The organism is Streptomyces sp. NPDC005492, from assembly GCF_040605995.1.
GTDB lineage: Bacteria > Actinomycetota > Actinomycetes > Streptomycetales > Streptomycetaceae > Streptomyces.
This window is the reverse complement of sequence record NZ_JBEXDX010000012.1, coordinates 127,765-141,982: the sequence shown is the minus strand read 5'-3', so window position 1 is coordinate 141,982 and position 14,218 is coordinate 127,765. Positions and strand designations below refer to the sequence as shown.

The 14,218-nt window shown below is 69.7% G+C and carries 12 protein-coding genes; 6 read left to right on the top strand and 6 right to left on the bottom strand.

Translation table 11 applies throughout. From position 1 onward, the window contains the following. Position 1 precedes the first annotated feature (1 nt). Positions 2 to 1,498 carry a cytochrome P450 gene (locus tag ABZT04_RS18930; protein ID WP_356057768.1) on the top strand — a complete coding sequence of 499 codons (1,497 nt, stop codon included), beginning with the start codon at positions 2 to 4 and terminating at the stop codon, positions 1,496 to 1,498. A gap of 18 nt (positions 1,499 to 1,516) precedes the next feature. On the opposite strand, the gene ABZT04_RS18925 is transcribed toward ABZT04_RS18930, so the two are convergent. From ABZT04_RS18925 to ABZT04_RS18915, 3 genes are all read right to left on the bottom strand, one after another. After that, complete coding sequence (locus ABZT04_RS18925; protein ID WP_356057767.1) at positions 1,517 to 2,458, bottom strand: RluA family pseudouridine synthase; 942 nt, start codon at positions 2,456 to 2,458, stop codon at positions 1,517 to 1,519. 31 nt (positions 2,459 to 2,489) lie between these two features. Beyond that, positions 2,490 to 3,494 (bottom strand): hypothetical protein, encoded by a 1,005-nt coding sequence (locus tag ABZT04_RS18920; RefSeq protein ID WP_356057765.1) that lies wholly within the window; start codon positions 3,492 to 3,494, stop codon positions 2,490 to 2,492. Between the two features lie 703 nt (positions 3,495 to 4,197). After that, positions 4,198 to 5,769, bottom strand: a complete 1,572-nt coding sequence (locus tag ABZT04_RS18915; RefSeq protein ID WP_356057763.1) for an amino acid permease — start codon at positions 5,767 to 5,769, stop codon at positions 4,198 to 4,200. 233 nt (positions 5,770 to 6,002) lie between these two features. Between ABZT04_RS18915 and ABZT04_RS18910 the strand changes: the two genes are divergently transcribed. From ABZT04_RS18910 to ABZT04_RS18900, 3 genes are all read left to right on the top strand, one after another. Then, positions 6,003 to 6,623 (top strand): PadR family transcriptional regulator, encoded by a 621-nt coding sequence (locus ABZT04_RS18910; RefSeq protein WP_356057762.1) that lies wholly within the window; start codon positions 6,003 to 6,005, stop codon positions 6,621 to 6,623. 183 nt (positions 6,624 to 6,806) lie between these two features. Then, positions 6,807 to 7,823: an ATP-binding cassette domain-containing protein gene (locus ABZT04_RS18905; RefSeq protein ID WP_356057761.1), complete on the top strand. Its 1,017-nt coding sequence runs from the start codon at positions 6,807 to 6,809 to the stop codon at positions 7,821 to 7,823. Beyond that, positions 7,820 to 8,596, top strand: coding sequence for an ABC transporter permease (locus ABZT04_RS18900; protein ID WP_356057759.1), 777 nt, complete (start codon positions 7,820 to 7,822; stop codon positions 8,594 to 8,596). Before ABZT04_RS18905 ends, ABZT04_RS18900 begins: the two co-directional genes overlap by 4 nt. 18 nt (positions 8,597 to 8,614) lie before the next feature. Here ABZT04_RS18900 and ABZT04_RS18895 read toward each other — a convergent pair whose 3' ends face one another. From ABZT04_RS18895 to ABZT04_RS18885, 3 genes are all read right to left on the bottom strand, one after another. Then, a complete protein-coding gene (locus tag ABZT04_RS18895; RefSeq protein WP_356057757.1) occupies positions 8,615 to 9,460 on the bottom strand; it encodes a siderophore-interacting protein in 846 nt (281 codons plus the stop codon). A gap of 89 nt (positions 9,461 to 9,549) precedes the next feature. Continuing rightward, positions 9,550 to 10,479 (bottom strand): 5'-3' exonuclease, encoded by a 930-nt coding sequence (locus ABZT04_RS18890; protein ID WP_356057859.1) that lies wholly within the window; start codon positions 10,477 to 10,479, stop codon positions 9,550 to 9,552. A gap of 30 nt (positions 10,480 to 10,509) precedes the next feature. After that, positions 10,510 to 10,878: a hypothetical protein gene (locus ABZT04_RS18885; protein ID WP_356057756.1), complete on the bottom strand. Its 369-nt coding sequence runs from the start codon at positions 10,876 to 10,878 to the stop codon at positions 10,510 to 10,512. A 119-nt stretch (positions 10,879 to 10,997) separates the two neighbouring features. On the opposite strand from ABZT04_RS18885, the gene ABZT04_RS18880 reads away from it, so the two are divergent. Both ABZT04_RS18880 and ABZT04_RS18875 read left to right on the top strand, forming a co-directional pair. Next, the gene (locus ABZT04_RS18880) at positions 10,998 to 12,053 is read left to right on the top strand and encodes a glycine betaine/L-proline ABC transporter ATP-binding protein (RefSeq protein ID WP_356057754.1); all 1,056 of its coding nucleotides are present in this window, start codon (positions 10,998 to 11,000) and stop codon (positions 12,051 to 12,053) included. Then, positions 12,046 to 13,869 carry an ABC transporter permease/substrate binding protein gene (locus tag ABZT04_RS18875; protein ID WP_356057753.1) on the top strand — a complete coding sequence of 608 codons (1,824 nt, stop codon included), beginning with the start codon at positions 12,046 to 12,048 and terminating at the stop codon, positions 13,867 to 13,869. The genes ABZT04_RS18880 and ABZT04_RS18875 overlap by 8 nt, the downstream gene beginning before the upstream one ends. The last annotated feature ends 349 nt before the right edge of the window (positions 13,870 to 14,218 follow it).

Genomic DNA, 14,218 nt, shown 5'->3' with positions numbered 1-14,218 from the left:
CGTGACGTCGAAACCCCACTCCCCGACCGGTACGGACGACCCCGCGCTCGGTCCGCCCCCCGGCTGCCCCGCACACGGCACAGGACCCGGCGGAGTGCGCCGGCTGTACGGACCCGAGGCCGAGGACCTGGGAGCCGTGTACGAGAAACTCCGCGCCGAACACGGTGCGGTGGCCCCCGCGTTGCTGCACGAGGACGTGCCGATCTGGGTGGTGCTCGGTCACGCCGAGAACCTGCACATGGTGAGCAGTCCTTCGCAGTACTGCAAGGACAGCCGGTTGTGGACTCCGATGCTGGACGGCACGGTCAAGCCCGACCACCCGCTGATGCCGCACTTCGCCTGGCAGCCCATCTGTGCCCACGCCGAGGGCGACGAACACCTGCGGCTGCGCGGCGCGGTCACCGGCGCCATGTCGACCATCGACCACCGGGGCATCCGCCGCCACATCAACCGCGCCACCCAGCACCTCGTCAACCAGTTCTGCGAGGACGGCAGGGCGGACCTGGTCGCCCAGTTCGCCGAGCATCTGCCGATGGCGGTCATGTGCGAGATCCTCGGCATGCCCGAGGAGTACGGCGACCGGCTGGTGCAGGCCGCCCGCGACTGCCTCAAGGGCAGCGAGACCGCGCTCGCCAGCCACGCCTACCTCATGGAGGTCCTCAGCCGGCTCGCCGTCCGGCGCCGGGCCCAGCCACAGGACGACTTCGCCAGCCACCTCGTCACCCACCCGGCGGGGCTCACCGACGAGGAGGTCAGGGAACATCTGCGCGTGGTGCTCCTCGCCTCCTACGAGGCCACGGCCAACCTCCTCGCCAACGCGCTGCGCATGGTGCTCACCGAGCCGGGCTTCCGGGCCCAGTTGAACGGCGGCCAGATGACGGTGCCCGAGGCGGTCGAGCAGTCCCTGTGGGACGAGCCGCCGTTCAGCACCGTCTTCGCCTACTTCGCCAAGCAGGACACGGAGTTGGGCGGCCAGCGCATCCGCAAGGGCGACGGACTGCTGTTCGCGCCCGCGCCGGGCAACGTGGACCCCCGGGTGCGGCCCGACCTCAAGGCGAACATGATGGGCAACCGCTCGCACCTCGCCTTCAGCGGCGGCCCGCACGAATGCCCGGGCCAGGACATCGGCCGCGCCATCGCCGACGTCGGCGTCGACGCACTGCTGACCCGCGTTCCGGACGTCCAACTCGCCTGCGCGGAGGACGAACTGCGCTGGCGGTCCTCCATCGGGAACCGGCACCTGGTGGAACTGCCGGTGAAGTTCGAGCCGAAGGCCCAGCAGGACGTGATGGAGCGGCCTTCCATCAACCCGCTGCCGCGGCAACGCCCGGACAACTGGCAGGTCAGCTCCGAGCGGGCACGGCCCACGATGCCCACGCCCGCCGTCCCGACCGTCCAGCCCACCCCGGCCCCGGCGCCCACTCCGTCGCCGGTGCCCGAACCGGCCCGCCGACCAGGCGTGTTCCACCGCATCCTGCGCTGGTGGCGCGGCGAGTGAACGGACCGGCCGCCGGGCTCAACCCGCCCACTCCTCGTACGACGACCAGGCCCGCAGCACCCGCGGGCTGACGAACCGGTGCGTGCGCCCCGTGACCGGATCGGTGAACTCCATGACCCGCGCCAGCAGTTGGAGCGGGCGCCGGAAGTCACCGGCCGGCACGGGGTCGGCCACCACCGGATAGAGGGGATCGCCGAGGATGGGTACCCCCAACGCGCTCATATGCACCCGCAGTTGGTGTGTCTGCCCGGTGTGCGGCGTGAGCCGGTACCGGGCCCGCCCGTGCCGGTGCTCCAGCAGCTCCACCCGGCTGACCGCGTTGGGCTCGCCCGCGACCTCGTACGCCGCCAGCACCCCGCGCTCCTTGACGATCCGGCTGCGCACGGTGCGCGGCAGCTCCAGCGTCGGATCGTACGGGGCCACCGCCTCGTACTCCTTCGCCACCCGCTTGTCGCGGAACAACGACTGGTACGCGCCGCGCTCCTCCGGCCGGACGACGAACAGCACCAGCCCGGCCGTCAGCCGGTCCAGGCGGTGGGCCGCGCCCAGCGCCGGGATGCCCAACTGCCGGCGCAGCCGCGCCAGGGCCGTCTCGGCGATGTGGCTGCCGCGCGGGGTGGTGGCCAGGAAGTGCGGCTTGTCGGCCACCACCACGTGCTCGTCCCGGTACACGACGTCGAGCGGGAACGGCACGCGCTCCTCGTCCGGCAGCTCCCGGTGGAACCACACGAACATCCCCGGCACATACGCCATGTCCCGTGGCACGGGGCGTCCGGTGACGTCCACGATCCGTCCCTCGGCGAGCATGGTGTCGATCACCTCGGCCCCGGCCGCGAGCCGCGCCACGAGATGGTCCCGCACGCTCGCCCACGCGTTCCCGTCCGGCAGCCGCACCCGCACCGGATCCACTCCGTCGCGCTGCGGCAGGGGAGAGGGCGGGGGCGGGGTACGGCGTCTCATCACGATCAAGCGTACGTGCCGGTCCGGGCCGTCAGGATCCAAGGACCGTGGAGGGCGCGTCTCCCGGGGCAGGCGCCTGATACCGCGGGGCGGTGGTCGTCCAGGCGTCGACGGCGGCGAGGTGGTAACCCATCACCTCGATGACGGCCGACAACTGCTCACGGTCGTTGCCATTGAGCTGCAACTGTTCGCAGAGGTCCGGGAGTTGCGCGTTCTCAAGGTGCTCGTACTCCGACCGCCTGGCCGCACGCAGCCGGGTGACCAGGGTCGCGGCCTCGTCCACGGAGATGTCCAGGAACCTCGCGAACACGAGGACGAAGTTGCATATCTCGTCCTCGCTCTCGACCTCACGGCGATAGGAACGGACGTCGTTGTAGAGAGTCTGGAGGTCTATCCAGGCGTCCGTCAGCGCGCGGAACGGGCGGGAGCGACGCACCCGCGTCGGTACCTCCGCGTCGGCCACGTGCTCGGCGAGACAGATCCCGACCTGGCCGCCGAAGGAGCCGCGGCGGCGGACGAGGTACTCGGCCGGATCAGGGATTCGCCCGGTGCACATGCACTCCAGCTCCCAGCACTGCCCGTCGGCGTATTCCATCACCGCGTTCCGCATGTTGCGCTTCCAGTCCGTCGACCGGGTCGGCGCCATTCGTACCCATAAATCGGCAAGGGACCTCTCGATGGGGTGCTTCGGAATCGAAGAGGAGGTGCCGTGCAACGGCATGAACAAGGAGAGCCGGTCGACCAGCGCCCGCGCCCCAGGAAGATCTCGCTCGGCCTTGAACGTCCGCGGGAACAGCAGGTCGAGGGCGAACATCCACGCGTACAGGTGGTACGCGAGGAACAGCTCGTCCTTGTCCGCCATGGGATAGCACCACGCGGTGCAGTCGGCGAGTCCGATGGCCGCCCACTCGTCCGGGTCGGCCGCGACGGGCAGGAGCCCCATGTCGTACGTCCAGTCGTCGCCGTCGCGATTCAGCAAGTCGACGTTCGGATTCCCCTGCCATGTGTAAAGCGCTCGGAGCGAGGTTGTGCTCATCGTGCTGATCTCCTGTCGGGACGCAAGACCTGGCATGAGCAGTGGCCGTCAGGCCTTTCGGCTTGTGCGGAGCACGGAATCGGAGACTCGCGGGGGGCGACCGCGGGCCGCCGTACGCAGCCGACAGCCAGGGCGACGGCCCCTGGGCGGGGGCGGAGCCCTTGACGGTGCCCTCCGGATGACGGAGTCGACCAAGTCCACGAACTACGCGCTGTGCTCCCTGCGCCGTGACTGCGGCGTGGCTGATTCGTGCACGAAGAAGGCCTGTGGGCTGAACCGGTCGAGCGGGCGTCATCGACCGCGCGCCGGGTGGTGCCGTCAGCCATGACCTTCGGGCGCGACCGCCGGACGGTGCGGCCGCGGATCGTCTCCACCTTCCGATGTGCCTGCGGGTTTAGTCAACTGTTCGAAGCCGACCGGGACTCAGGAAAGCCCCCGCCGCGGAGTGTCGAGCCGCCGGCCGTCGCGGGCATCCGGGCACCACCTCCAACAGGCCCGGGCACAGCACCGGGTCATGCCGTCAATTCGCCTTGAAAGGCCCTTGCTCCGGACCATGCGACGGCGTGTGTCTCCCCGAAAGGGCGTTCTGCCCCGGCGCATGGTGCTACCCCGGCGCATGGAGCGGTTCCCCGCTTGCTGGATGCGCGGCTTCACGCTCCGTCCAGTGCGCCGTCCGTGCGCCACCGGACGACCACAACAAGGCTTATTTCGGCGGCAGTTGAGCAGTAGCCGCAAGGGATGGGGCAGGTTCGGTCGCGGAGCGCACGCGCCGCGCGCGCATGAGCCGGTACAAAGCTCCAAGCGCAACCGTGACCAGCAGGAACAGCACCGTGAACCACTGGAAGTACCAGTGCCCGCCCGCCGGGTCGTACACCGCGGCCCGCGGCCACGCCAGGTTGACCGTCATGACCAGGCCGTAGAGCAGGGCCAGGGCGTTGACCGGAACTCCCCAGCGGCCGAGGGAGAACAGCCGGGCGCCCGTCTCGTCGGTGCCCTCGGTGGTGAAGCCGCCGCGCAGACGGCGCAGCAGCAGCGGACCTGTGACCATCGCGTACGCCAGGTACAGCATCACGATGCAGGTGGTACCGATGGCGAGGAAGGCGTCCGGGGAGGCGAAGTTGAGGAGGAGCAGGGCGGCGGCCAGGACACCGACGACCAGGGCGGGCGCGCCGGGCATGCCGGTGCGGGGGTTGACGCGTGAGAGGCGGGCGGAGAAGGGGAGTTGGCCGTCGCGGGCCATCGAGAAGAGCATGCGGCAGGCCGCCGTCTGGATGGCCAGGGTCGCCACCGCGATCGCCACCACCACGTCGGCCAGCAGGGCCTTGCCCACCCCGTCGCCGAGGCTGCTGGTCAGGACATAGCTGAGTCCGTCCACCCCGAGGTGGCCGTCGGTCAGGCTGGGCGCGGCCAGCAGACCGCCGAGGATGATCAGGCCGCCGAGCAGGCCCGCGGCGCCGAGCGCGGTCAGGATCGTGCGGGGCGCGGTGCGGCGCGGGTTGTGGGTCTCCTCGCTCATCTCGCCCGCGCTGTCGAAGCCGATCATCACGTACGCCGCCGTGAACGAGCCGACCAGCAGCGCGCCGATCAGTCCGCCCTCCGCTCCGCCGCCGGTGTGGAAGGTGATGCCCGGGGTGCGCTTCGAGTGGGTCAGGAGCAGGACGACGATCAGGATCGCGCCGATGATCTCCGCCGTCACTCCGACCCGGTTGATCACGGACATCACGCGGTTGTCGAGGATGTTCACCAGGGTCGTCAGGACCAGCAGGATCACGCCCAGGACCGCCGCGTTGGCCGCGCCGTCCGGCGAGACGGGCGAGGGGTCACCGCCCACGAGCTGGAAGCCCGACCAGATCGCGGGCAGCACCATCTGGAGCGCGAGGGCCGCCGCGGCGACCACCACGATCTGCCCGATCACCATGATCCAGCCGGCGAACCAGCCGAAGGACGGGGTCGACAGGCGTGAGGACCACTGGTAGATCGCGCCCGAGATCGGGTAGCGCGCGGCCAGTTCCGCGAAGCAGGCGGCGACCAGCAGTTGGCCGGCCAGCACGATCGGCCAGGCCCAGAAGAAGACCGGGCCGCCGAACGCGTACCCGAAGGCGAAGAACTGGAAGACGGTCGTCAGCACGGAGATGAAGGAGAACCCGGCCGCGAACGACGCGTACCGGCCCAGGCTGCGATGCAGCTCCTGGCGGTAGCCGAACTCCGCGAGGGAGCCGTCGTCGGGGGAGTGGGGCGGATCGGGGTGTACGTCGGAGGGGGCGGTCGTGGCCATGCGGCACCTGCCTTCGGCGCGGTATCACGCGAGTTCCTGTCGGGTGACAGAAATTAGGGAGGGGCTGTTTCGGCCGCGTCACGCCGCCATGTCCGCGGCGGGCCTAAGTCCTCACGTCCTTGCCCTCGCGCCGAAAACGCGATACATCGTGTGTATTGACGTTCACCGCGCACTCGCGATATGTTCGGGCACGGATATTCGGATACGAGGTGTGGGCGGAGGTGGTGGTCCCGATGGCGTCGAAGCGTCGCAGGCTGAGCAATCCGCTGGCGCTCGCCGTGCTGGTCACCCTCTGGCAGAAGCCCATGCATCCGTACGAGATCGCCCAGACTCTGCGCCGCCAGGGTAAGGACACCAGCACGAAGATCAACTACGGCTCGCTCTACACGGTCGTGCAGAACCTGGAGAAGCACGGCTTCGTCGAGGTCGCCGACACCGAGCGGCAGGGCAACCGCCCCGAGCGCACGGTCTACGGACTGACCAGCGCCGGCCGCGAGGAGATGACCGAGTGGCTCTCCGAGCTGCTGGCCCGCCCGGTCAAGGAGTACCCGATCTTCGAGAGCGCACTGTCCCTGCTCGGCGCCCTGCCCCCCGACGAGGTGACGACCCTCCTGGAGGAGCGGGTGCAGAACCTCGATGTCCGGGCGGCGAGCGAACGCGGGGCGCTGGAGAAGCTCTACGAATCGGTGCCCCGGCTGTTCCTGGTGGAGGTCGAGTACCAGTTGCACATGATCGAGGCGCAGGCCGAGTGGGTCCGCGGCTTCCTGGAGGAGATCAGGAAGGGCTCGATGCCGGGCGTCGAAAGCTGGCGCCACTTCCACGAAACGGGGGAGCTGCCACCGGAGTTCACCTAGACCTAGACGAGAAGAACCCCGACCGGGCTGTTGCAGCAGCCCCGCCGGGGTCACGAACCCCGAGCTGACCCGCCGTGCGGCGAAGCCAGGCGATCGAGGTGCGGCACACCCAGGATAGCCCGGCGCTCTTCACGCGGATCAGTCGTGGTCTTGCACGTTTCACTTCACTCATGGAGAGCTGTCATGGGCAGTACCCGTGCGCCCGCGGTCGAGGCGCGTCAACTGATCAAGACCTATCCCGGTGACGTCACCGCCCTCAACGGCATGGACATCACCGTCGAACCCGGCACCGTCTTCGGCCTCCTCGGTCCGAACGGCGCCGGCAAGTCCACCACCGTCAAGATCCTCACCACCCTGGCCAGGCCCGACTCGGGCACCGCCACCGTCGCCGGGCACGACGTGCTGCGCCACCCGGACCGGGTCCGCCGCGCGATCGGCGTGGTCGCCCAGAACTCCGGCGCCGACCCGACGGCGACCGGCCGTGAGAACCTCCAACTCCAGGGCAGGCTCTACGGCTTGAAGGGCGCCGCCCTCACGGAGCGGGTGGACGAGCTCCTGGACCGCTTCGCCCTCGCCGAGGCCTCGAAGCGCCCGGTGAAGGGGTACTCCGGCGGAATGCGCCGCCGCCTGGACGTGGCGCTCGGCCTGGTGCACCGGCCCGAGGTGCTCTTCCTCGACGAACCCACCACCGGCCTCGACCCGGAGGCCCGCACCGCGATGTGGGACGAGATCGGCCGCCTCGCGGGGGAGGAGGGCCTGACCATCCTGCTCACCACGCACTACCTCGAAGAGGCCGACCGGCTCGCCGAACGCATCGCGATCGTCGACCGCGGCCGGGTCGTCGTGGAAGGCACCCCCGACTCCCTCAAGGGCGAACTCCGCGGCGACGCCGTCCACTTGGAGCTGCGGGAAGCGGTCGGCGACGCCGGCCGTACGCTGCTCAAGGGCGCCCTCGTCGGACTGCCGGGCGTGCACGAGGTGCTGGTCGACGGGCAGCGCGTCAGCGCCCGCGCCGACGACGGGGCGGCCGCGATGCCCGTGCTGCTGGCCGCGTTCGAGCGCGCCGGTGTAGGGGTCGCCGCCGCCACCGTCGCCCGCCCCTCGCTCGACGACGTCTATCTCCGTTACGCCGGCCGCCGTTACTCCGAGGCCGACTCGGACGGCGCCGGGCAGCTCGCGATCGCCGGAGGTGCGCGATGAGCACGGCCGTCTCCCAGACCTGGTACATGACGCAGCGTCAACTCAGGGTGTTCGCACGGCAGCCCGCCTTCGCGGTCATCACCCTCATCCAGCCGGTGATCTGGCTGTTCCTGTTCGGCAACCTCTTCAGGAAGGTCGTCGAACTCGGCGGCTTCGGCACCACCTCGTACCTGGACTACCTCGTCCCGGGCGTGGTCGTGATGAGCGCCCTCAGCTCCAACATGTGGGCGGGCATGGGCACGTTGGAGGAGATCCAGCGCGGCACCCTCGACCGCTTCCTGACCACACCGGTCAGCCGGGCCGCGCTGATGAACGGAAATGTCGTCAACAACGGCCTGGTGACCGCGTTCCAGTCGGTGGTCATCGTGCTGCTCGGACTGCTCGGCGGCGCCGACTACCCGGGCGGCATCGGCGGCATCGCGATCCTGATCGTGGCCTCCGTGCTGCTGGGCACCATATTCGGGGCGCTGTCCAACGCGCTGGGCATGCTGGTGCGGGAGCGGGAGTCGATCATCGGCATCAACACCTTCCTGCTGCTGCCGCTGACGTTCCTGTCCAGCGCCTTCATGGCGCCGTCCCAGATGCCTTCGTGGATGCGGCACATCGCCGACTTCAACCCGCTCAACTGGGCGATGGTGGCGGGCCGTTCGGCCATGTCCGAGCACCCCGACTGGGGTGACGTGCTCAGCCGGGGCGGTGCGCTGCTGGGGCTCGCGGTGGTGGCGGTGTGGCTGTCGATCCGTACGTTCCGGTCGTATCAGCGCTCGGTGTGAGGGGCGCGGCGCGACGGCCTAGGCGGCCGTCGTGCTGCCCTCCTGCTCGGCCTCGATCTTCGCGTTCCACTCCCGCTTGGAGGCCTGCCAGCCGTCCTCGTTGTGGCCGAGGCGCCAGTAGCCGGAGATCGACAGGTCCTCGCGCGGAATCGCCAACTCGACCCGCAGCAGGGCGCGCAGCTCCTTCACGAAGGCCGCCTCGCCGTGCACGAAGGCGTGCATCCGGCCCTCCGGGAACTCCAGTGCCCGGACGGCCTCGACGAGGGTCTCGCCGACGGGACGGTCCCCGCGGTGCAGCCAGACGACCTCGATGTCGGAGTCGATCTTCTGCTCCTCCTCGGGCCCGGAGATCTCCACGAAGGCGTGCGCCGTGACGCCCTCGGGCAGCGACTCCAGCGCGCGGGCGATCGCGGGCAGCGCGCTCTCGTCCCCGGCGAGCAGATGCCAGTCGGCGTCGGTGTCGGGGGCGTAGGCGCCGCCGGGGCCCATGAAGTGGACGGTCTCGCCCGGCTGGACGCGGCAGGCCCACGGGCCGGCGAGGCCCTCGTCGCCGTGGATCACGAAGTCCAGGGTGAGTTCGAGGTGTTCGGGGTCCCAGGCGCGCACGGTGTAGGTGCGGGTCACCGGCCACTGCTCGCGCGGGAACTCCGCGCGGATGCGCTCCATGTCGAAGGGCTCGGGGTAGGTGGCGCCCCCGGCCGGGAACAGCAGCTTCACATAGTGGTCGGTGCAGGTGTCCGCCGAGAACCCGGCCAGACTCTCGCCACCGAGCACCACGCGCTGCATATGAGGGGTCAGCCGTTCGGTGCGGACAACCTGCGCGGAGTGGGGTTTACGCGGCTTCCGTGCCGGACGTTCTGCCATGACGGCCTCCCAGATTCACATGCTTAGGCTTACCTAAGTTAGCACTACATTCTCTGTGAAAGGCAAGGAAACAAGGGCGAGAACAATGCTTACGCGCCCAGCGTGGTGAGCAGTCGCCGCAATGATCCGCCCAGACCCCAGCGGTCCGCCAGTGCGTCCACCAGCTCCGGATCGCGCGGGGCTCGCGGCAGCGTCGGGTCGACGTCGGGCAGAGGTACGTCGTCCGCGACCCGTACGACCTTGGGCGCGACCGCGACATACGGCCGCGACTCGTCGAGGCGCTTGCGCTGCGAGGGAGTCAGCTTCGACCTGGGGTCGTCGATCGCCGCCATGATCCCGGGCACGTCACCGAACTCGGCCAGGAGCTTGGCCGCCGTCTTCTCGCCGATCCCGGGCACGCCCGGCAGGCCGTCGCTGGGGTCGCCGCGCAGCAGCGCCAGATCCGCGTACCCCCGGCCGTCGACGCCGTACTTCTCGCGCAGCAGCGCCTCGTCGGTGAGTTGGAGCATGCCGACGCCCTTGAGGGGATACAGCACTCGGATTCCCCGGGCGTCGTCGACGAGTTGGTACAGGTCGCGGTCGCCGGTGACGATGTCGACCGGGCCCTTGGCGTGGGCGGTGAAGGTGCCGATCACGTCGTCCGCCTCGTACGGCTCGACTCCTACGCGTGCGATGCCGACCGCGTCGAGGACGGCCTCGATGATCGGCACCTGCGGGGAGAGCGTGTCCGGCACCTCCTCCGCGTCCGGGCCGCTCTCGCGCACCTCGGCGACGCGGTGCGCCTTGTAGGTGGGGATCAGGTCGACCCGCCACTGCGGCCGCCAGTCGGCGTCCATGCACGCGACCAACTGGTCGGGCCGGTGGTCCTTGACCAGCCGGTCGATGAATTCGAGCAGCCCGCGCACGGCGTTCACCGGCGTCCCGTCCGGTGCCTTCACGGACTCCGGGACGCCGAAGTAGGCGCGGAAGTAGAGCGAGGCGGTGTCGAGAAGCATCAGTCGTCCGGTCACGCCTCGCATCATGCCGCACCGCGCGGACAGAGCGGACAGTCAGGCGTCGGCGCGGTGCGGAAGCGAGAGCAGCCAGGCCCACCGCGGACGCTCCGTGACCAGCGTGACGGCGGCCACCACGGACACGAGCGCGGCGGCCCACAGCGGCATGATCCACCAGGCGGCGACCAGCGCACCGGCGAGCTGCGACAGCACGAGCAGGATCGTCACCCACCCCGGCACCGGCACGACCACCCGCTCCTTGTCACCCGGAGTGGCGAACACGGTCGGCAGACCGATCAGCACCACGAGCGACAGGACCGCCAGAACCCAGGAGTGACGGGCCAGCGCCCACGGCATGCCCACCCAGGCGACGAGTTCCGTACTGAAGCGAAAGACCGACGGCAGCCGGTCGTCAGGTCGTTCCACAGTGCCCCCCAGAGACTCGGGACGCGATCCTACGGCGCGAGTGACCTGAACCACGTTCCGTTTGCGCAGGACGGGCGGGGGCAGGTGCCGCCCGTCCTGCCCCCCATCGAGAGGTACGCGTGTCAGCCAGGCTAGAAGCCGAGCATCTGTACAAGGTGTTCGGCAGACGATCAGACCAGGCAGTGGAACGGCTCCAGCAGGGAGCCGACCGGGAGGAACTGCGCGCCGACGGCACCACGGCCGCCGTGATCGACGCCTCCTTCTCCGTCGCACCGGGCCAGATCTTCGTCGTCATGGGCCTGTCCGGCTCCGGCAAGTCCACCCTCCTGCGTATGCTCAACGGGCTTCTGGAGCCCACCGCGGGCCGCGTCCTCTTCGACGGTCAGGACCTCACCGCGCTCGGCGACCGTGAGCTGCGCGAAGTCCGCGCCCGCAAGATCAGCATGGTCTTCCAGCACTTCGCGCTGTTCCCGCACCGCAGCGTCCGCGAGAACGCCGCCTACGGCCTGGCCGTGCAGGGCGTGCCCCGCGCCGAGCGCGAAGCCCGCGCCGGCGAGGCGCTCGCTCTGTGCGGGCTGGCCGGCTGGGAGGACTCCTGGCCCGACGAGCTGTCCGGCGGTATGCAGCAGCGCGTCGGCCTGGCCCGCGCGCTGGCCACCGACGCCGACCTGCTCCTGATGGACGAGTCGTTCAGCGCGCTCGACCCGCTGATCCGCCGGGACATGCAGGACCAACTCCTCGAACTCCAGAAGTCGTTGAAGAAGACGATCGTCTTCATCACCCACGACCTCAACGAGGCCATGCGCCTGGGCGACCGCATCGCCGTCATGCGCGACGGCCGCATCGTCCAGACCGGCACCGCCGAGGACATCCTGCTCCGCCCAGCGAACGACTACGTCGCCTCCTTCACCCAGGACGTCGACCGCTCCCGGGTGCTGACCGCGAGCGCCGTCATGGACACCGGTGTCGACGGCCACGAGGCCGACTGCGCCTGCGCGACCGCCACACCGGAGATGCCCTTCACCGACCTCTGCGCCCTCAGCGCCCGCCTTCCGCACGCGGTCGCGGTGCTCGACGCGGCCGACGAGGTCGTGGGCGTCGTACCGCAGGAACGTCTCGTCGCGTTCCTCGGTGGGGACGACGCCGAGCAGGGGGAGGTGACCGCCTGTGCCTAGGCTTCCGCTCGGCGACTGGGTCGACTCCGGTGTCAACTGGCTCCTCGCTCACATGTCCTGGCTCTTCGACGCCATCAAGACCGTCGTCGAGGGCATGTACGACGGCATCAACGCGGTCCTCGGCGCCCCCGAACCGCTGCTCCTCGCGGGCATCCTCGCCGTGCTCGCCTGGTGGCTGCGCGGACTGGTCGCCGGCGTCTTGGCCTTCGCCGGATTCGTGCTGATCGACTCGCTCGACCTGTGGGACCGGGCCATGTCGACCCTGGCCCTGGTGCTCGTGGCGACCGTCATCGCCCTGGTGATCTCGATCCCGCTGGGCATCTGGGCGGCCCGCTCCAGGACGGTCAGCGCGATTGTCCGGCCCGCGCTCGACCTGCTCCAGACGATGCCGTCGATGGTGCTGCTGATCCCGGCGATCCTCTTCTTCGGCCTCGGCACCTCCGCCGGAGTCATCGCCACCCTGATCTTCGCGCTCGCCCCCGGCGTCCGCATGACCGAGCTGGGCATCCGCCAGGTCGACGCCGAACTCGTCGAGGCCGCCGAGGCGTTCGGCACCTCACCGCGCGACACCCTGCTCCGTGTCCAACTGCCCCTTGCACTCCCGACGATCATGGCCGGCGTCAACCAGGTCATCATGCTGGGCCTGTCGATGGTCGTCATCGCCGGCATGGTCGGCACCGGCGGCCTCGGCGGCGCGGTCAACGAGGCCATCGGCCAGCTCGACATCGGTTTCGGCTTCGAGGCGGGCGTCGGCATCGTCGTCCTCGCCATCTACCTCGACCGCATGACCGGCGCGCTCGGCACCCAGATCTCCCCGCTCGGCCGCAGGGCCGCCGCCAAGGCCCGCGCGGCGGAGAGCGTCAAACCGTGGAACTACCGCCCCCGCCCGGCGTTCGCCGTGATCGGCGTCGTCGTCCTCGCCCTGGTGGCGAGCGGCATCGGCGTCTTCGGCTCCTCGTCCGACACAACGACGACCGGCGTCGACGACATCGGCAAGGGCAAGAACATCACCATCGGCTACATCCCCTGGGACGAGGGCATCGCCTCCACCTTCCTCTGGAAGGAACTCCTGGAGGAGCGCGGCTACAAGGTCACCACCACCCAGTACGCCGCCGGCCCCCTCTACACCGGCCTCGCCACCGGCCAGATCGACTTCCAGACCGACGCCTGGCTGCCCACCACGCACGCCGAGTACTGGAAGAAGTACGGCAAGCGGCTCGACGACGTCGGCAACTGGTACGGCTCCACATCCCTGGAGCTGACCGTCCCGGCGTACATGAAGGACGTCAACACCCTCGCGGACCTCAAGACCCACGCCTCCGAGTTCGGCGGCAAGATCACCGGCATCGAACCGAGCGCCGGAATGATGGGCCTCCTGAAGACCAAGGTCCTCAAGGCGTACGGCCTGACGGGCTCCTACGACGTCGTCGACGGCTCGACCCCGGCGATGCTGGCCGAGCTGAAGCGCGCCTACGCCAAGCAGCAGCCGATCGTCGTCACGCTCTGGTCGCCGCACTGGGCGTACAGCGACTACAAGCTGAAGAAGCTCAAGGACCCGAAGGGCGCCTGGGGCAAGGGCGACGGCGTGCACACCGTGGCCCGCAAGGGTTTCACGGCCGACAACCCGGACGTCGGCACATGGCTGAAGGACTTCCACATGACCGAGGAGCAGCTCACCGGTCTGGAGGCGCAGATCCAGAAGTCCGGCAAGGGCCAGGAGCAGGCCGCCGTCCGCACCTGGCTGAAGCAGCACCCGGGGCTGGCCGACCAGTGGGCACCGGTCACGAAGAACCAGAAGAGCCAGGCGGCCGGGTGACCTGACAGTCCCGCAGCCGCCTCCCGGTGGGCTCCGCCGCACGTTCCCCCCTTCGTGCGGCGGGGCCCATCCTTTTCGTGCCGTCCCGGTACGAAAAGGATCCGGCCAACCACACAGCGCTACGAAGCCCCGTCGACCGGGCGGAGAAGTGAGCGGGAACACAGGCGACCGCGTACGCATTGAAGAGAGGGGAGAACTCCCGCGCCGATCGAGGGCCGGCGGGCCCTCGTCGCCTGGCCAGAACTGTGAGGTCCGATCGCACGCTGTGTGACGTGGATGTGACAGGCGCATGAAACGGTTTGCCGAACATGCGTAGGGTGCAGAGAAGTCATCAGAGGCAGTTTCAGAA

Excerpts from the sequence above, each read along its gene's own strand:
- ABZT04_RS18925 (WP_356057767.1), bottom strand. The coding sequence starts at position 2,458 with ATGAGACGCCGTACCCCGCCCCCGCCCTCTCCCCTGCCGCAGCGCGAC.
- ABZT04_RS18920 (WP_356057765.1), bottom strand. The coding sequence starts at position 3,494 with ATGAGCACAACCTCGCTCCGAGCGCTTTACACATGGCAGGGGAATCCG.
- ABZT04_RS18915 (WP_356057763.1), bottom strand. The coding sequence starts at position 5,769 with ATGGCCACGACCGCCCCCTCCGACGTACACCCCGATCCGCCCCACTCC.
- ABZT04_RS18910 (WP_356057762.1), top strand. The coding sequence starts at position 6,003 with ATGGCGTCGAAGCGTCGCAGGCTGAGCAATCCGCTGGCGCTCGCCGTG.
- ABZT04_RS18905 (WP_356057761.1), top strand. The coding sequence starts at position 6,807 with ATGGGCAGTACCCGTGCGCCCGCGGTCGAGGCGCGTCAACTGATCAAG.
- ABZT04_RS18900 (WP_356057759.1), top strand. The coding sequence starts at position 7,820 with ATGAGCACGGCCGTCTCCCAGACCTGGTACATGACGCAGCGTCAACTC.
- ABZT04_RS18895 (WP_356057757.1), bottom strand. The coding sequence starts at position 9,460 with ATGGCAGAACGTCCGGCACGGAAGCCGCGTAAACCCCACTCCGCGCAG.
- ABZT04_RS18890 (WP_356057859.1), bottom strand. The coding sequence starts at position 10,479 with ATGCGAGGCGTGACCGGACGACTGATGCTTCTCGACACCGCCTCGCTC.